The organism is Sphingobium sp. Ant17, assembly GCF_000588875.1.
GTDB lineage: Bacteria > Pseudomonadota > Alphaproteobacteria > Sphingomonadales > Sphingomonadaceae > Sphingobium.
Window position 1 is genome coordinate 51059 of the sequence record NZ_JEMV01000007.1, and the last position, 18184, is coordinate 69242.

Consider the following 18184-nt stretch of genomic DNA (forward strand, 5'->3'; position numbering starts at 1 on the left):
CACGATGGAGTATGCAAACACGTGCGCACCGGCTTCACGCTCCTATGATCGTTTACTTCGACGCCATCCGTAAGGCCGGTTCGATCCGAGAGGCCGCGCGGCGGCTCAACGTGGCGTCTTCGGCGGTCAACCGTCAGCTACTAAAGCTTGAGGCAGAGTTGGGAACGCCCCTGTTCGAGCGTCTTTCGAGCGGACTGCGCCTTACACACGCAGGTTCGACGTTTGCGCGCCATGCCAACGAAGTCCTTCAGGATGCTGAACGTGTTCGGTCCGAGCTCGACTCCATGCGGGGGCTCGTCACGGGCCATGTCGAGATCGCTGCAGTTGAAGCGCTGATCTCCAATCTGCTACCCAACGTGTTGACGCGGGTTCGTGAGGTTTACCCGCGCTTCACAATCGGTGTGAACATCATGGGCTCCTCGTCAATTCCAGACGCGCTAGTGGGCGGTGAGGTCGATATGGGCATCGCGTTCAATCTTGAGCGGTCAAGCGAGCTGCAACAGCTTTCCCTCTCGCGTTTCCCGCTCGGCGCGGCGATGCGACCAGATCATCACTAGCGGGCCTAAAATCCCTTTCGCTTGCGTCTTGTCTCTCTCATAAGCTGATTTTGCCAAAGGCCGACCTCGCCATTCGCCAGCTGCTGCAACGATCGTTAGGCAAACTGCCGACGGGGGCCATCGAGACCAGTTCAGTTGAATTGGCCAAACAGCTGACCCTTCGCGGTTTAGGAATGTCCTTCCAGACCAGGGTTGGCATAGAGGGAGAAGTTGAGAAGGGTGAGTTGGTTCACATCCCGATCACCAAGCCGATGGCCTTGCGGGCTGATCTCGGGGTCTATGTGCGCGCTTCCCGTAACCCCCCGATAGCGGTCCACGCACTGAGTGAAATGTTTTCGAAGGAGGTGGCAAGGCACGCCCAGGAGGATATTACCACGTTTGACGTGCCAGAGGAGGCGTGATGCCGTTTTGGCAACGGGATGCCGCCGACTTTGTTCTGGATGCGAACCCCGGTCTTCCCCAAACGACAGGCATGCAAGAACCGGAAACTTACGTGCACACCTCCCGCACAATCGAATCAGCCTCTATGACCCTGTCCGACGGGACAAGGCTGGACGCGGACGTCTACAGACCAGCGGAGGCGGGCCTACACCCGGTGTTGCTTATGCGTCAGGCATATGGTCGCAGGATCGGGACTACACTGAGCCACCCCCATCCCTGGTGGTTCACGGACAAGGGGTATATCGTCGTCGTCCAGGATGTTCGTGGACGTGGCACGTCCAGGGGTCACTATGACATCTTTGTCAACGAAGCGAAGGACGGAGCAGAAGCTGTGGCTTGGGCAGCTGGGCTAAAGGGCAGCAGTGGCCACGTCGGCATGCTCGGCTTCTCCTATCAGGGATCGGCTCAACTTCTCGCGGCTGCCGAATGTCCACCTCAGTTGAAAGCGATCGCACCAGCGATGTTCGGATGGGACGTGCATTCTGGTTGGGCTTACGAGAATGGTGCCTTTCGGTTGGCTGGCAACATGGCATGGGCGACTCAGGTCGCGGCCGAAACCGCGCGGCAAACAGGCAACGCTGCCGCTTTTTCGGAACTTTATCGAACGCACCGATCCCTCCCTCTGCTAGAAGAGGTGCAAGGCTTGCCCGCCTACGTCGACCGTCATGGAGGCCTCGCCCATTATCGTCGCTGGCTGGAAGAGCCTGCCGGAAGCGTCTACTGGCATGAACGATCGCCATCTGCACGAAGCGAAGCGCTGAGCAGGCACTGTCCGCCAGCTTTGCTTATAAGTGGCTGGTATGACATTCAGTTGCCGGGGGTGCTCGATGCTTATGACCTTCTCTCGGCTGCGGGCCGCGAGTGTCGGCTCATTGTCGGACCGTGGGCGCACTTTACCTGGGACCGAAAGGTCGGAGACATCGATTTCGGTGCAGATGCAGAGAACCGCACCGGATTGCTTATTCTACGCTGGTTCGATCATTGGCTGAAAGGCGAGAAAGCGCTTGATGATTGGGCGCCGATTACCCTCTTCGACATGGGATCCTCGAGCTGGCGGACGGCGGCGCGATGGCCGACTCGCCGCCTTTCTTTCGTTTTAACCGGCGATGGCTCTTCATCCGTGGACCCGCAATCGGGCGGGCTGGACACTGCCCCGCCTGAAGCCCTCCCGCAGATGGAGTGGATGGTAACAGACCCTTGGCGACCTGCGCCGGCGGTTGGCGGTTCCCTCGTCGTTCCGGCAGGACCGTTGAACCGCGCCGCTGTGGATGCGCGGCCCGACGTCATGACCTTTGACACGGCTCCGTTCGCGGAGCCGGTGACAATGTGTGGAAGGGTCGACCTCGAGCTTGAAGTTGTTTCAGAGGACGCGTCTTTCGACATCTCCTGCACGCTCAGTCACTTGTTCCTGGATGGGCGTGTCTATGCGGTGGGGGAAGGCTACGCGACCGTCACATCAGCCCATCAGCCAAAGTCTGTCGCGATCGGGTTACGAGCCACCTGCCTTACTATCCAGCCCGGCGAGCGCCTCCGACTTTCCCTAGCAGGTGCGTGCTTTCCCACATATCCGGTCAATCCAGGCACTGGCGTACGGGGAGAACTGAGCTGTCTTGTGGACGCGCGGATCGTGGCGACGGGCGTTGCCGTCAATGGTCCCTCGCGACTCACCCTCTCGGTAGTTTGAGTCCCGCATTCTTCGGACGGACCTTCGGGGTCGTCGAGCGGCTCTATGTTGGAAGGGCAGCGAGCGGCGCCACCGGGGCGGTCGGACCGCTGATATTTCCCGTACGCGTATAGCGATAGGATGGAAAGCGCAGGATAAGTATGGTCGTCACGAGTAGCGCGCCAGCTATTCCTACTAGCGAGAGGCCATAGTTTCCGTAGACATCGAATACCACGTCCATCAGCATCGGGGTCGTGCCCATGAAGAGAAGGACCACACCAAGAATCGAGCCGTAAATCTCGCTGTAAGAGCGGAAGCCGAAATAGCGCGGGATGACATAGGACAGCAGCGCATATTCAGCGCCATTTCCGATGCCGATAAGGATGCCAGCAGTTACAAGCGCCGGTGTAGTCACTGCCCGGGCAAGGACTGCGATCCCTACCGCCGACATGAGGATGAGCACCGCGGCGAAGCGTGGCAGCGAGGCTTTGTCGAGGATACGGCCAAGTGTGACCTGCGAGAGAGTACTGCTGAAAGCAATGCAGGTGATGACGAGCATCGCTGATCCACCCAGCCCGCGGTCAGCCAGAAGGGGTACAACATGGGTGAATACTGCGCTCAGTGCTCCGCCTCCGACCGCAATCGTGACGAGAATCAACCAAAACAGCGGCGACTGGCGGGCTTCCCGCGCGGATATTCCGGCCACAAGCTTGGGGTCGGCGATCGCCAAGGTCGGCGACGCGTTCGGCTCGCGCAGGGCGAAATACATGATCGGGAATCCAATGACTGCAACCGCGCCGCCTAAAGCTAGGTAAGCATCGCGCCAACCCAACCTTTCGATGACCATGAGCGCTAGGATCGGCATGAATGCACACCCCATCCCGTTGCCGATGCCGGCGGTGAGTCCAAGAAAGAGTCCCCTCATGTTTGCGAACCAGACCGACACGACACGCGAAAGTAAGACGGTTGAGGAGAATGCAGACGTGACGGCGACAAGTACGTAGGCAATGTAGAAGTCGGTGAGACGCCCGCCGCACAGGGCTAAGAGAGCGATGGAAACTGCAAAGGCGAGATTCCCCAGTAGCACGACCCGGCGGACACCGAACCGGTCGGCCATGCGTCCAGCGAAGGGCAGCATCACGACGCCGATGAGCGAGACGAGGGTAAGCACGAACGAAAACGACGAGCGGGACCATCCATATTCGGTCGTGACCGGGATGAGAAAGGCTCCGAAGCTTGCCGTGACGATGGGGGCTGAGCACACAAAATTGCCCGTAAGGGCCGCAAATGCGGCGCTTCCAGATTTGAAATTGAGCTCACCTTGTGCCATCTTGGCCCGTCCTTCAATTAGCATTACGCTACAATGTATGGGCGAGCGTGTTTTCGGTAGAACAATTTCGCCATCATACTGCTCGAATTTCGGCACTGCTACGGATAAGAGGCTGCTGCCCGCGCGCGCAGTCGATCTAAATTTGTTGCAGCGAGGTCTAGGAGTTCTTTTTCTGCACAGGCGGTTTCCGGCAGAAATTGCCCTTGCGCTCCAGTCAATAGATCAAGCCAATAACCCTTAATCCTTTGGCTCAATCGTTCTGAACGCGATCACAGTTGATCGAGCCGGCAGTGCATATTGTTGCGCAAGTCTTGCGAGACCCGTTTGATAAACGTCTCGCGCTGGACCCGGTCTTGAAGCTTGAGCCGTGGATTTTTGGGGAACTGAGATGGGCGGATCCTTTCCGCCTTGAGATGCTGTTTACAATTAGAAAAGCATATCGGCTCGTCGACCAACGACGCGATTCCTCAAGCATCGGTAATCGTCACGGCGTAAAACCGAACTAATTCTTCCCAGCAACCCATCGGAGAGACCATGTACCCCAAACCGATATTTCTAGCCTGCGCTACTTCGCTGACAATCATATCCGCAGCTCCGGCCACAGCGGTTGGCGACATGCCTATCATTCTAAATCAGCGACAGGCGTCGATCACTTTCGCCCGTGTGCGCGCCCTGCTCCGAGCCGAGAATTTGACGTGCCCGGTAGGGCAGGCCGTTGAATCTGGAACTGTTACGGGCGGCTCAAGCCCGAACGGCGGGTCGCAGACAACGACAATCATGTTCAACAAAGGCGGCAAGGTCGTCATCTCGCGATCATGGGAATCCAACAACGGTCCTAGCCCAGCATTATCGATAATGATCGATTGCACGACCAAGTAGAGAAATTTTAGAGAAGGAGCCGGCGGACGCAAGGTAAGTTCATAGTCGCCGTCTTTCGAAGTCCGCTGGCTGGACGCTATTTAGGGTCTGCAATATTCTCATTCATGAATCCCTGTGCTAGTAGGTGGATCGATGCTCCTAAAGGGAAATAATGCCGGGATAGTCGGCTTGGCTATGGCGCCGGGAGCCCTCGCGCACGGCTGCCTTAAGGCTTGCAGACGGCAAAACTGAATGTCCGAGGCATCGAGCGCTTCCGAGAACCGGTGTCCAAATAATGCAAAACAGCGTTTTGGGTCCGTTCGGACTACCCGCGTCGCATTAGACTTGCGCCTTCAGGCCCGCTGCCGCGATTCCCGCAAGTGCGCACAGCTCGTCATTGTCCGACGTGTCACCGGTCACACCGACCGCTCCAAGCGGACCGTCCTGGCCGACGATGATCAGTCCTCCCGCAGCAGGTATGACGCCGAAGCTAGTGATCGAATTAAGCGACGCAACGAAACTAGGCCGTTCGGCCGCAATGTCGGCAACTTTGCGACTGGAAACTCCAAGAGCAAGACAGCCGTTCGCCTTTCCAAGCGCGATCTGCGGACGCAAATTCGAGGACATGTCCTGGCGTTGGAAAGCGATGAGATGACCACCGACATCGAGAACGGCGCAACTGAGGGGTTTAAGTCCAAGTTCGGAGCCTTTAACGAAAGCGGCTTCGATGATGGCGTTGGCGTGCTCTAAGCTCAATGGGGGCATTCAAGGTTCTCCTATACCCATTTGGATGTCGGCCACCGACGAAGACATTGTTCAAAACGCCGCTGCAAGTCATTTACGGAGTGCCAGAACGGCTTCTAAAATTGCGCTCTGATGGTGACGATGTGCCGCCATTTTGTGAACAAACGTGTGCCGCCGATCTGTTCGGCCGCCCACTATGTCATTCCGATTGGCAAACGCTTATCCGCTTAGACCCAATTGCCGGAGCGCCTTGCGGTAAGCTACGGACGACCGGTCGGCGGCGAAATGTGCCTCCTCGTCGGGGTCGAGCGGCAGGTCCTCAGGACATTGGGCCTCAACGATCGCCTGGTCCTCGGCGAAGATCTGAGCGTTAAAGGCATAGACATCTTCCACCGAACCCGTGCGATCGAAGTTCCGGACCAGAGGCACATAGAGCGTAGTCTCTCGCGCCGACACGGGTGTCGCGATGTTCATGATCTTGAGCACGCCTTCGTTGGGGAAATCGACAGTGAGGAACGCGACAAATGGTGGATGGACGTCGAAGGTGCGCTTCCAGATGAAGCCTTCCGGCTCCAGATGCTGAACGGCCTTCGGGAAGTTGCTGACGTCGCTGATGTATATGGTTTGAAAGCCATAATCGGTCGATTTCGTCTGATAAAGTGGGACCATGCTTTTCTCGCGATTTGCGAAAGCCTCGTGATGTATCCATGCGAAATGAGCGACGTCAATGAAGCCTTCTACCTGCCGCCCAGGGGCGGCCTGCATCGTAACTGGAGGGCATACAATGGCTTGAAAGTCGGAACCGTCGAACTCGGGAAATGGAGGGATCTCTCCTGCCGCATTATCCGGATCGAGACAGGTCCAGACCAGCCCGTAGCGCTCGACAGCCGGCAAGTTCGTTGCCCTAAAACGGTCCGAGGGAACGACGTTAGGCTGAGCCGGGATCTTGACGCAGCGTCCGTCGGCAGCGAAGCGCAGCCCGTGATAGGCGCAGACCAATTCGTCGCTCTCGACCCATCCCATGCTGAGCGGCACCCCGCGGTGGGGACAGAGGTCGCGCGCAACGTTGATTCCTGAAGTCGTGCGGTACACCACGAGCTTCACGTCTAGGAGTTTCGATGCGACCGGCTTGGCCCCGATATCGTCGGCTCGGGCGACAGGGAACCAGAATTTTGATAGAATTTCCCAGTCATCTTCGGCGTAGGAGCAGTTCCTGGGGCGTCCCATCCGCGGCAGGCGCGCCCTGGCCTGAAGCTCTGGAGCGGCGGCCTCCTGCAAAAGCGACGATGCCTGGTTCATACCGGCACTCCGGGAAAGTTGATGCGGAACGCGTTGCCGTCGGGATCGCGCAGGACTGATTGATACCAGCCGTAGTAGGTCGCAAACGGCTCCTTTACGGTGGCCGCGCCGAGCGACCCCGCCTTCTCGGTCAGGGCGCGCACTTCTTCCGGGCTATCCACGTTGAAGGTTTGGAACACGCGATCGCCGGGAGCGGTCTGGGGCTCCATGCCGAGGAGTTCGTACGCGCCGATTCCGCTGAACCCCAGCGAAGTCCCGCCGGCGGCGAAGCCGCGGAAGATCGGCGAGCGGCTCTCCATATATTCCGTAAAGCCGAAAAGCGTACTGTAGAACTCAGCTAGCCGGTCGATGTCGGCGGTGTAGATGTTTGTATAAGCCAGAGCGGGCATGATTTTTTCCTTTACGCTGCGAGGCCGTAGGTCTTGCGATACATTTCCGCGATGTGTCCGCCGACGGTGGTGGCGGCGTAGTCCGGCTTGCCATTTTCCGGCATGCAGGTCGGAGCGCAGCTCACCTCATAAAAGTAATTCGGGTCGAAGAAGGTCGGAACAGAGTAGCGATCACGGCCGCTCTGGTTGTTCAGCACGCGATGCATGTTTGCGTGATACAGTCCGTTGGTGAGGAGACGGACCATCTCCCCGAGATTGATGATGAACGTGCCGGGGATCGGCGGGGCCGCGATCCATTCGCCCGCCGCATTCTCGACTTCCAGGCCGCCAACATCGTCCTGAAGGAGGATGGTGATCATGCCCCAGTCTGTGTGCGCACCCGCGCCGATCTGGTTGAATGCGGCATCAGCTGGCTGAGGCCCGTATTTCAGAAGGCGGCCGTTGAATAGCGGCTCCCTCAAACCTTCGGCGAAGTAATCCTCTGGCAGGTCCAGCGACAGGGCAATCAGGCTCATCAGGTGCCGTCCGATCCGGAACATCTCGTCCACATAGCCCTCATAGCGGGGGCGAAAGCCCTCCGGCTTTTCCGGCCACTGGTTAGATCCGCAGTTGGGAACGCCGTCGCGGACATAGGGGTGATCGTCGGCCAGATCGACACCAATCAGGAAGCCCTCCTTGAGGTCGGGCGGTGAGCCGTCGTCGAGGGTCTGGAGACCGGGCGATTCATAACCGCGCGTGCAGCTTGACTTGCTCGCGTCGACCTTCATTTTCTCATCGACGGGCAAGTCGAAAAATTGCTTAGCCAGCTCGAGCTGGCCGTCCATGGTTGCCTGCGGCACGCCGTGGTTGGTAATGTAAAAGAAACCCGTGTCACGGGCGGTCTTGTGGATCTCCCACGCGACCGCCTTCTTGAGATCTGTGTCGTCGGCGAAGCTCGGACCCAGGTCGATCACGGGGATGTTATCTGCCGGCTTCGGCGGTGTGTAGACGATCATCGCGCGTTCCTCAGTTGGGATCGGCCTCAGGCCGTTTCAGCGTCCTTGAATTTCGGGGTGTCGTTCATCTGGTTCATCTTCATCTCCAGATGCTCAATCGAGGTCGTCTTGGCGTACTTTGGGGCCTTCTCGACGGCGCAGGTGGGGATGCACTCAATCACTGCGTCGTAATTGGGTTGGTGGAAGAAGACCAAGGACTGGCGACGGCTGCCTACGCCCAGATCACGCGGCGGATTGACGACACGGTGCATCGTCGACACCCAATCGTCGTTGGTCCACTGCGCCATCAGGTCGCCGAGGTTGATGATGAAGGCGCCGGGGACAATGGGCACCGCTTCCCAGCGGCCATCGGAAGTCTGGACTTCGAGGCCGCCAGGCTTATCTTCGGTCTTCAGGATGGTGAGGCCACCATAATCGGTATGCGCGCCAGCACGCAGCTGACCTTCCTCCAGCGCTTCGGGCTGATCGGGGTAGTTGCTGACAACCATGTTGGTGATGTGCTTATCGATCTTGTCCGCGAACCAGTCTGGCGAAAGGTCGAGAGCCCGTGCGCACAGCTCCATCAGAAGTGCGGCCAGCTTCTCCATTTCGCGATAGTAGGCCGTCATCGCAGGCTTAAATTCCGGCACGTCGCGTCGGGCCAGATGTTTTCGTGGAAGATTCGCTGAGCTGTGGAGGTCGAGAAATACGGATCGGCATCGTTGAAGTCGAAACGGCCGAAGTTGAAATACTCGCGATGGTCGGGCTTGGCCTCCTCCTCGCCGATGGTACTGGCGAGATTTCCGGTTTCGATGCCGAAGTAGCCTCGATAAATCTCAGTGCTGGGCGAGCGGTACTTGCCCTTCTCCTCGGGGGAGAGGTCAAACAGGTTACGACTTGCAACCGACGCGCCTTCGATGATGGCGGCGGGCACACCGTGGCCGGAAACGACCAGGAAACCGATGCTGCGGGCAGCTGCGCCGACCTTGTCGGCCACAGCCTGCTTTTCCGCTTCAGAACCGGTGCGCGCTGGAGTGAGATCGATAATTGGAACTACGCTACCGTCGAATTTCATTTCAGCCTCCTATAGTGCCGGACGTCGCGGTCGGCAGGCCACGGATGTCAGTGTCCCGCTGATCAGCATCGCTTTCATTGCGATTCCGTCCAGCGCGGAGAAACAGGTTGAGCGCAATCGCAGTCACAATGCCAAGCAGAACTCCGCTATGCGTGAATGGTGCGAGGGCAGGGGGCGCCGAGGCAAAGAAGCGATCGGAAAAGGTTGGGATAAGACCCACGCCCAAACTTATCGCGACAACAAGCAAATCCTCTCGGGAATGGTCAAGGCCTGCTGCCGCTAACGAGCGGATGCCCGACGCAGCGACCATTCCGAAGAGGACAAGCGCCGCGCCGCCTAGAACGCTCGGCGGGACCGCCGCAACGACGGCCGACAACTTCGGAAAAAGTGCAAGAATGAGTAGGATTACGGCGGCGCCAGCGCAGACGAAGCGACTCCGCACCCCTGTCATGCTCACGAGTGCGATGTTTTGCGCATAGGACGTATACGGGAAGCTATTGAAAAGGCCGCCGATGACCGCGCCCATGCAGTCGGCACGCAGGCCTCGCGAAAGGTCCCGGGTGGTAACAGGCCGATCCACTATGTCACCGAGCATTGTCAGCATCCCGCTCGACTCTACGAGCGTAACAAGCAGAACAACAACCATCGAAGCTATCGCGCCTAGGTCGAAGATGGGCATGCCGAAGTGGAACGGGGTGATCAGTTGCAACGCGGGGGCCGCCGTCGCATCAGTGAGGTCCACCAAACCCATTGCGGCCGCGAGTATATAACCGGACGCCATCCCTATAAGGATTGCACAGTTCGCGAGGAATCCCACCCCGAACCGAGTGACAAGAAGAATGATTCCAACCGTCACGCTAGCGAGCAGCAGATGCGTTGGTGATCCATAGTCCTTGGCACCCTGACCACCGGCGGACCAGTCCACCGCAATTCCCATGAGCGAAAGACCGATGAGCAGCATCGCGGTGCCGGTGACGGTCGGTGTAAGCACTGACCGCAACCGTCCAATTAGAGGGACAAGCGGGATCACGATCAATCCAGCAGCGATAGCTGCGCCATACACCGCTGGGAGACCCATACCTGGCTGGTTCGCGATCGCAATTGACGGCATGACACCTACAAAGGTCACGCCCATGATGATCGGCAAACGAATTCCAAACGCTCCGACGCCTAGCGACTGCAGGAGTGTGACGAGACCGCACGCGAAGAGGTCGGCGCTAACGAGATAGGCGGTATTTTCAGACGAAAGGTGAAGCGCAGAGGCTACCAGCAGGGGAACCGTGATCGCGCCGGCATACATTGTGAGGACATGCTGGAGGGCGAGCGCTCCCAGCGCCCCGACTTGCGGGACGCTGTCGACTGGATGGACCTCGGCGCGATTAGAACTCATATTTCACCGAGCCGATGACTTGGCGGGGCGGAATATACATGTCGCTGGTCGTGAAGCTGCCGAACGGGTTGGAATAACGTGACGCGATCCCCGCCTTGTCGAAGACGTTGGTCAACGTCACGGCGATCGTCCAATGCGTGTCCTGCGGCGTAAAGGCGAAGTTGGCGTTCACCTGCGTATAGTTAGGAACCACGTCGCGGGCGCCATCGTTGAAGATGCGATACTGGTACTTACCGCGATAGATAAACTCGGCGTGGGATTTCAGCGTGCCGAACGAAGCGACCTCCAGCGTGTGGCTGATCCCGATGGCACCCTGCCACTTGGGTAGCTTAGGTGGCAGGTTTCCGTTGGTGTTGCGAACCGCAAGCGCTCGTTGGCCAATCGTGTAGCCGTCAAAAGGACCAAAACCGAGAGCTGCCGCTGCCAGTGTTGCCTGATGAGCGCGCGAAGGGTCGAGAGTGATATAGTCTCCGACCAGTTCGCCATCGAGATAGGTCAGGTTGCCATCGAGCTTCAGGTTTCCAGTGATCTGGACCGTGGCTTCAGCCTCGGCACCCCAGATCCGGGTCTTGGGTACGTTGGACACACCGCCTTGGAATGGGATGGGGTCTTCTTCCTGATATTGCAGGTTCTTATAGTCGTAGAAGAAAGCGGCCGCATTGAAGGTGACTCGGTTGTCGAAAAAGCGGTTTTTGGTGCCTAACTCATAGGCCCAGACGTGCTCGGGCTGGTAGGTCAGCGGCACAAGCAGCGGCGTGCTGTTGTTGCTAACGCCACCTGGCTTGTAGCCACGGGACACGCTGGTATAGACCATGTTGCGCGGGGTCAGCTCGAAATCGAGTTCACCCTTGCCGGTCAGCGCGTTCTCCTTGGTCTGCGCATATACCGTCGGTGCGAAGATATTGAACAGCGTGCTGTTGCTGCTTGTGAAATAGTCATGGTTATAGCGCAAGCCAACGGTTCCACTTAGCCGATCTGCAAACTTCCACTTCGCTTGAGCAAACCCAGCATAGCTGTAGCGACGCTGAGCTGAGTTCAGGGCATAGTTGAGGTTGTAGGGATAATTGGCGAAAGTGAGCGGCAGCGTCAGATTATAGGTCGGATTGGCATCCGTCCCCGCGTATTCGAGGATGTCTTGACCGAGCTTTTGGTAAAGGAAATAGGCGCCCACGATGTAGGTGAATGGTCCATTGCCATTGGAACTCAGGTTCAGCTCCTGGCTGAACGCATCGACCCGATTGTTCCAATAAGGCTGAGCATCATAGGCGCCAGTAGTAGCGAAATCGGAGCGATCGACGTCGATCTGGTTGTGGTTCCGGGTCTGCTGGTAGGAGGTCAGCGACTTTATGGTGCCAAAGCCTAGGTCATATTGCAGGTCGGCATACGTCAGGAAGAAATCGAGCTTGTATTTGTTGGGATAGTCCTGCGAGATACGACGCGGATCGGGATCAAGATCGTCGAGGTTCTTCTGCGCAGCTCCATGCTCGTCGGCATTGAAATATTGAGCGGTCAGCTGCGCGGAGAAGCGATCCGACGGCGTCCAGAGTACCGACAGCTTGGCCGAAATGCGGTCAGCATCGTCGAGGCCATAATTGCCGTAGGCTGAGCCAAGACTAGTCTGCTTCGCGAAGCCTTTATGATAGTAGCGCTGAACCGTTCCACGAATTGCGAGCGTATCAGTCAGCGGCACATTCAGCGTCGCCGTCGCACGGATTAGGTCATAATTGCCGCCCTCAATCTGAGCAGAACCACTAAGTGCCTCTATGCTCGGCTTTTCGGTAATCGCGTTGATGATACCGCCGGTTGCGCTCTGCCCAAATACGGTTCCTTGCGGTCCGCGCAGCACTTCGACCCGCTGCAGATCCAGGAAATCCTGCTGCAGCGCATAGGGACTGGCTACATAAACGCCGTCGATATGGAAAGACGTGCCCGGCTCGGCGCTCAGGTTATCTGAAGCCTCATAACCGATGCCGCGGATCGAGACGACCCGAACAAAGCTGCCGCTGTTGGCGACAGTTAGGCCCGGCACGAAGCCGTTCATGTCAATGAGTTGGGTGATGTTCGACTGCTTGAGCGTGTCATTGGACAGCGCAGTAAGCGCGAGTGGAGCCCGCTGGAGCGTCGTGGCCTGCTTTTCGCCAGTGACGATGATGTCGCCTGCGTTTACGCTTGCAGCATCAGCATCGGCGGCCACCGGAACCTGCGCATTTGCTGCCGCGCTGAGTCCGAGTGCCGCCGGAAACACAGCCCCTACGAGAAACTTCGATTTGCCCCGCATAATTTTCATTCCAAAATCCCCGCTTCGAAAGGGCGATCACCTGATCGCTCGGTTGACTCGCCCTCTCGCTTTTTTGCTGTGCGTCAAAAGTGCCATTGAATTGCGTCCTGATCCATCGCAGAATACAGCAACGCCTGTTCGCAAAATGTGATCACTCACCAATTCTGGAGATTTGCGATGTTACTTGGTCGAGCTGCGATCTATTTCGACGAAGTTGCGCGGCGAGGCGCGCTTCGCAGAGCAGCAGATGTGCTTCATATTGCCCCCTCCGCTGTTGATCGACAGATCATCCAGCTCGAGGAGGAGCTCGGAACTAAGCTTTTTGAGCGCACTCCGTCCGGTATGCGCATGACCGCAGCCGGGGAATTGCTAATCGACGGCGTGCGTCGCTGGCGTCGCGACCTACAGCGGATTCGATCGGAGATCGACAATTTGGTGGGATTGCGCAGGGGCAGTGTGGCCATTGGTCTGGTTGAAGGCGCCACAGAATTCATGGCGTCCGCTGTGTCGGCATTTCAGCAGCACTATCCTGCGATTCAGTTCAAGATGGAAGTGTTTGGAGCTCAAGGCGTCATAGACCATGTGCTTTCTGGCGAAATTGACGTTGGTGTCACCTTCAATCCGCCGGACAATCCAACAATTAGGCTGGATCGGACAATGATCTACCGGCTCGGACTTATCGTAAAGCCGGGCCATCCGTTGGCTGATCGAAAAGAGGTAACGCTCTCGGAATGCGTCAGCTTCCCCCTCATCGTGCCAAGCGAAAATCTCTCCTTGCGACGTGTCCTTGATCTTGCATGGTCGCGACATGTGGGCGGCACGCCACGCGCCGCGGCTGAGGTCAACAGCATCGGCCTGATCAAATCCCTGACAATGCGCGGGATGGGAATTGGGTGGCTGACCGCTTTCGATGCCATCAGCGAGATTGAGGAGGGTTCGCTCATTTTCATCCCTCTTTCTCATGAGAGAGTTGAACTCTCCACACTTTCAATCGTCAGTGCAGCTGGGAGAACATTGTCTGTACCGGCGTCGCTGCTCATCCAGCATCTTGCACAAACGATGGAAGAACATGGCGTCCCGGTAGTATGATTTTCCAGCGCAACTCGTGGTGCGAAGGCGCTATAATGCTGAATGAAAACGGCGGCGCCGGCAGAAGACCAGTTAGAGCTCCGTAATGAGATTACCTACCGTTTTAGGCATTAGAAATAGGCCTATCATTTGATGCGGAGTCGAAGAAGCGACCGGTCTTGCATGAGCACTCTTTCAGAAATTAGGGCAGGAACGGGCTGATGTCGTCTAAAGCTGCCGGCTACAATGCGCCACTTGTCGCCATTCGAGCGCTGTTTTCGCCCGCTCTGAAGGGGACATTCGTTTAGGGCGCCCAGCGCCCCGATATCATCCCTATATACCCTTGAGGGTCGCTCGGGGCTGAGTGGCTGCACTCATCTATTTTCACGACCTGGGAACCAAGGTAAATTATCCTCAGATTTTTTCGTAACCTTTCAAGAATCACGATATACGCCAATTGCCCCAGCGCGTGGCCATGCCATCTATTATGCATGGGGAACAATCTATCTCATTTGCAGACGATGGCCGCCAAGATGAGCACCAGCAGTGCGATGAACCCCGGCCTGATATTCTGCTTGATGATTTGTCCGTTGTCGCTGGGTGGGTCGATTACGCTATTTCGCTTTGGTATGCCCATCCCGGCGTCTGCGTTGCTGGCAATCTGCTGCTGGCCTATCGGCATCGTGGGATGGCAGCTTATCCGCTTCACTATTAAGGAACCTGATCGGCTCCAGCGGGACGAGCATTTGCAGCGCATGTTTGAATTGAAAAGCACGGTCGGGATTAAGGATCACGGCCAGATCAAGGAAGTCACGGTCAGCAGCCAATTGGCAACGAATCCTGCTCTGGAGAATCGCAGCGAGGAGGCACAGGCCGGTGAATAACTACCTGCTCTCATACAACACGTTTGCGCTAAATCCAACCGAGCCGCAATTGCTAAACCATGTGCAGGTAAACCGCTATATCACGCAGTATTACCAGCCCTTCATGGGAACATATATTCTCAAGAGCGAAGCGCCAATTGATGCCTTGTCGGAGAGCTTGAAAGGCTTCTTTCACAATTCGCCCTACATGCTTTCGCAGCTATTCGCGCATTTGGCTGGAGGATCGCTTCCTTCTGATATTTGGCACTGGATCAACTACGGCTTTATCCCAGCACCGCAAGCACCCCCTCCACCGCCTCAAGGTACTACTCTCGCGCAGTTGGCTGGGATTGGCGCGCGTTCATTATCGAAACCGCCAAGTACGCCTTAATGGGTGATGTTGGTTCCAAGATGTGTATCGCAGAGGCAACTATGACATTCCCGGCGTTCACTAACTTGGCGGCAGTGGCGGAAGAAATTGCTAGCCACGGAAACGTAAAACTGCGGGCAATCGTCACGCAGGCATGGCGTGCGCAATCTTGTTTGGGTGACCTGAGACAGGCGAATGATTGCACGGACGTATTGCGGGATATGCGTACGCCTCCGTTGAGAGTCGCCTTCCCCCGGGCGTGATGGACCGCTCTTAAGTTCGCTCTTGAGAGCGGTCGTAGGAGCGGTTTTGTGGGTCAAATTACGGTTTTCGGCGGGCCTGAGCGTCGGCGACGCTGGCGTGAGGACGAGCGGGCGAAGATTCTGTCCGAGGCATTCTCACCGGGTGCCTGCGTAGCACGGATAGCCCGGCAGTATGATGTATCGACGGCGTTGGTTTACACTTGGCGCCGCAAAGCTGAAATGCAGGCCGCTGCGTCGCCGGCGGAGGTCGGCTTCGTCGAAGCCGTCATGCTTGACGAGGCAGGCGGCAACCAGTTGTCATCTGCGCCAGCTGTTGTGGTGGATTTGCCTGGCGGGCGACGCGTGAACATCTTCGCCTCGGCGCCGCCGGATGTGGCCGCTGCTGTTCTGAAGGCGCTGATCCGATGATCCCGGTCCCGAGCGGCGGTAAGGTCTGGCTCGCGCTAGGGCATACAGACATGCGCCGGGGAATGAGGTCGCTGGCCTTGCAGGTTCAGCAATCGCTGAACAAGGACGTCCATGCTGGTGACCTTTATGTCTTCCGGGGCCGGAGCGGGTCGCTTTGCAAAATTCTGTGGCATGACGGCCTCGGGATGTCCTTATACGCAAAACGTCTGGAAAAAGGGCGTTTTGTGTGGCCCGCCGCAAAGGACGGAACGGTCGCGATCTCGGCTTCAGCGATGGCCTGCCTGCTCGAGGGCATAGACTGGCGTAACCCCCAGGAGACCTGGCGCCCGACGCAGGTCGGCTGATCCCCAGCGTCAATCAAGGTGAGAGAAATCCCGCCTGTCCAGGCACCTTGGCGGGAAAAATATGCGGGAAAACTGGCTTAAATCCTGGGGTTTTCGGCAAGTTCGTGCTATAAAAGAGCATGGCCGCAAGCGACCCATCCGACGAGCTCGTCCAGCTTCGCGCTGAGGTTGCCGTCGTTCGGGAGCGGGCCGAGCAGGCCCAGGTAAAGCTGTTCGTAGCCGAGGCCGAGGTCGCGAAAGTTTGGGCGATCAACGCTGATCTGCTGGCCCGCAACGCCCACCTCGAACTGATGAACGAGACGATGCGCCGCGACAAATACGGCGCGAGTTCCGAGCGCAGCCGGCGTCTGCTGGGTCAGCTCGAACTCACCTTCGAGGAACTCGAGGCCAATGCCAGCGAGGCCGAACTGCTTGGCCAAATTGCAGCCGACAAGACCAGCACGGTTGCAGCGTTCACCCGCAAGCGTTCCACCCGCCGCGACTTCCCGGCCGACGTGCCGCGCGAGAAGGTCGTTATCCCGGCGCCAGAACTCTGCCCGTGCTGCGGCTCGGACGATCTGAGCCATCTCCCCCCGGCGATCACCGAAACGCTCGAGAGAGTTCCTGCCCGCCACAAGGTGATCCAGACGGTCCGGGAAAAGGTCTCGTGCCGTAAGTGCGAGAAGATCAGCCAGCCGCCGGCACCCTTCCACGTGACGCCGCGCGGGATGTTCGGGCCGCACTTCCTGGCAAACCTGGCCTTCCAGAAGTACGGTCTGCACCAGCCCCTCAATAGCCAGCGTGATCGGCTCGAGGCCGAAGGCATCCCCTTGAGCCTCTCGACGCTCGCCGATCAGATCGGCGCGATCTGCGTGGCGGTGAAACCCCTGTTCCTGCTGCTGGAGGCTCATGGGCTCGCCGCTGACCGCCTGCATGCCGACGACACCACCGTTCCACTTCTGGCCAAACTGAAAACCAGCGTGGCGCGGATATGGGACTATGTGCGCGACGATCGCCCGTTCGGCGGCCCGGCGCCGCCAGTGGCGCTGTGCTACTACTCCAGCGATCGCAGGGGCGAGCATCCGCGCGCCCACCTGGCCGGCTATACCGGTATTCTCCAGGTCGACAGATATGCCGGCTTCAATGCCCTGTTCGCGGAAGGCTGGGCGGATAAGCCCATGACGCGCGCAAATTGCTGGGTTCATGCACGCCGGGAATTCTTCAAGCTCGTCGACATCCGGCAGCAGCTCAAGCGCAACAAGAAAAAGGGCACCGCGCCGCTCATCTCGCCGCTGGCAACCGAGGCGCTCGAGATCATCGATCGGCTCTTTGCCATCGAGCGCGACATCAACGGCAAGCCTTCCGCCGAGCGCCTGGCCGTTCGCCAGGAGCTGTCCGCTCCGATCGTTGCCGAACTGGAGGCATGGATGCACGAGACGCGCAGCAAGCTCTCTCGTCACGATGCCGTGGCCAAGGCCATCGCCTACCTTCAGAACGACTGGGCGGGCTTCACCACATTCCTCGCCGATGGCCGGATCTGCCTCTCGAACAACGCCGCGGAACGCCAGCTGCGCAGCGTTGCCCGGGGAAGAAAAGCCTGGTTGTTTGTGGGCTCAGACCGCGGCGGCCAGCGCGCCGCGATGATGTTCAGCCTGTTCGGCACGGCTCGGCTCAACGACGTTGATCCGCTCGCCTGGTTCACCGACGTCCTCGCCCGGATCGCCGACATCCCACAGAACCGCCTTCACGAACTCCTCCCTTGGCATTGGAAAGCTGCTCAGCAGCAGGCCGCCGAAGAAATCGCCGCCTGAACCCCCGCACCGCGACAACTCGCGGCGGCTATCGGATGCGTACGTTAGAGATGTCACTCTCGACGTAGCAGTGCGGGTCA

General features: G+C 58.2%; 16 protein-coding genes and 1 pseudogene. 8 read left to right on the top strand and 9 right to left on the bottom strand.

The genetic code is table 11. The features are described 5' to 3' along the window. Positions 1-44: 44 nt before the first annotated feature. Both BF95_RS05050 and BF95_RS05055 read left to right on the top strand, forming a co-directional pair. Positions 45-958 (top strand): annotated as a pseudogene (locus BF95_RS05050) (LysR family transcriptional regulator). Next, positions 958-2682: a CocE/NonD family hydrolase gene (locus BF95_RS05055; RefSeq protein ID WP_051519853.1), complete on the top strand. Its 1725-nt coding sequence runs from the start codon at positions 958-960 to the stop codon at positions 2680-2682. Before BF95_RS05050 ends, BF95_RS05055 begins: the two are co-directional and overlap by 1 nt. 43 nt (positions 2683-2725) lie before the next feature. Here BF95_RS05055 and BF95_RS05060 read toward each other — a convergent pair whose 3' ends face one another. The 9 genes from BF95_RS05060 to BF95_RS05095 form a co-directional block, all read right to left on the bottom strand. Beyond that, complete coding sequence (locus tag BF95_RS05060; RefSeq protein ID WP_161774223.1) at positions 2726-3991, bottom strand: MFS transporter; 1266 nt, start codon at positions 3989-3991, stop codon at positions 2726-2728. A 1197-nt stretch (positions 3992-5188) separates the two neighbouring features. After that, positions 5189-5614, bottom strand: a complete 426-nt coding sequence (locus BF95_RS05065) for a GlcG/HbpS family heme-binding protein (RefSeq protein ID WP_043149785.1) — start codon at positions 5612-5614, stop codon at positions 5189-5191. A gap of 198 nt (positions 5615-5812) precedes the next feature. Next, a complete protein-coding gene (locus BF95_RS05070; protein WP_081764042.1) occupies positions 5813-6892 on the bottom strand; it encodes an aromatic ring-hydroxylating oxygenase subunit alpha in 1080 nt (359 codons plus the stop codon). After that, positions 6889-7281, bottom strand: a complete 393-nt coding sequence (locus tag BF95_RS05075) for a VOC family protein (RefSeq protein WP_043149787.1) — start codon at positions 7279-7281, stop codon at positions 6889-6891. Before BF95_RS05075 ends, BF95_RS05070 begins: the two co-directional genes overlap by 4 nt. An 11-nt stretch (positions 7282-7292) precedes the next feature. After that, positions 7293-8276 carry an isopenicillin N synthase family dioxygenase gene (locus BF95_RS05080; protein ID WP_043149788.1) on the bottom strand — a complete coding sequence of 328 codons (984 nt, stop codon included), beginning with the start codon at positions 8274-8276 and terminating at the stop codon, positions 7293-7295. 26 nt (positions 8277-8302) lie between these two features. Then, the gene (locus BF95_RS25490) at positions 8303-8884 is read right to left on the bottom strand and encodes an isopenicillin N synthase family dioxygenase (protein WP_051519855.1); all 582 of its coding nucleotides are present in this window, start codon (positions 8882-8884) and stop codon (positions 8303-8305) included. Then, positions 8881-9330 carry a 2-oxoglutarate and iron-dependent oxygenase domain-containing protein gene (locus BF95_RS25495; protein ID WP_051519856.1) on the bottom strand — a complete coding sequence of 150 codons (450 nt, stop codon included), beginning with the start codon at positions 9328-9330 and terminating at the stop codon, positions 8881-8883. Before BF95_RS25495 ends, BF95_RS25490 begins: the two co-directional genes overlap by 4 nt. Position 9331: 1 nt before the next feature. Further along, entirely contained in the window at positions 9332-10720 is a 1389-nt protein-coding gene (locus tag BF95_RS05090) for a nucleobase:cation symporter-2 family protein (RefSeq protein ID WP_051519857.1), read from the bottom strand. Beyond that, complete coding sequence (locus tag BF95_RS05095) at positions 10710-13007, bottom strand: TonB-dependent receptor (RefSeq protein WP_051519858.1); 2298 nt, start codon at positions 13005-13007, stop codon at positions 10710-10712. The genes BF95_RS05090 and BF95_RS05095 overlap by 11 nt, the downstream gene beginning before the upstream one ends. A 168-nt stretch (positions 13008-13175) precedes the next feature. On the opposite strand from BF95_RS05095, the gene BF95_RS05100 reads away from it, so the two are divergent. The 6 genes from BF95_RS05100 to tnpC all read left to right on the top strand — a co-directional run bounded on the left by BF95_RS05100 (position 13176) and on the right by tnpC (position 18104). Continuing rightward, positions 13176-14087 carry a LysR family transcriptional regulator gene (locus tag BF95_RS05100; protein WP_043149789.1) on the top strand — a complete coding sequence of 304 codons (912 nt, stop codon included), beginning with the start codon at positions 13176-13178 and terminating at the stop codon, positions 14085-14087. Positions 14088-14587: 500 nt separating this feature from the next. Continuing rightward, complete coding sequence (locus BF95_RS05105) at positions 14588-14950, top strand: hypothetical protein (RefSeq protein WP_152542572.1); 363 nt, start codon at positions 14588-14590, stop codon at positions 14948-14950. Continuing rightward, the gene (locus BF95_RS27235; protein WP_152542574.1) at positions 14943-15320 is read left to right on the top strand and encodes a hypothetical protein; all 378 of its coding nucleotides are present in this window, start codon (positions 14943-14945) and stop codon (positions 15318-15320) included. Before BF95_RS05105 ends, BF95_RS27235 begins: the two co-directional genes overlap by 8 nt. A gap of 290 nt (positions 15321-15610) precedes the next feature. Then, positions 15611-15970, top strand: a complete 360-nt coding sequence (tnpA, locus tag BF95_RS05110; RefSeq protein WP_043149796.1) for an IS66-like element accessory protein TnpA — start codon at positions 15611-15613, stop codon at positions 15968-15970. After that, a complete protein-coding gene (tnpB, locus tag BF95_RS05115; RefSeq protein WP_043149800.1) occupies positions 15967-16314 on the top strand; it encodes an IS66 family insertion sequence element accessory protein TnpB in 348 nt (115 codons plus the stop codon). The genes tnpA and tnpB overlap by 4 nt, the downstream gene beginning before the upstream one ends. Positions 16315-16433: 119 nt before the next feature. After that, on the top strand, positions 16434-18104 hold the full coding sequence (tnpC, locus tag BF95_RS05120) for an IS66 family transposase (protein ID WP_043149801.1): 1671 nt from the start codon (positions 16434-16436) through the stop codon (positions 18102-18104). Positions 18105-18184 lie beyond the last annotated feature (80 nt).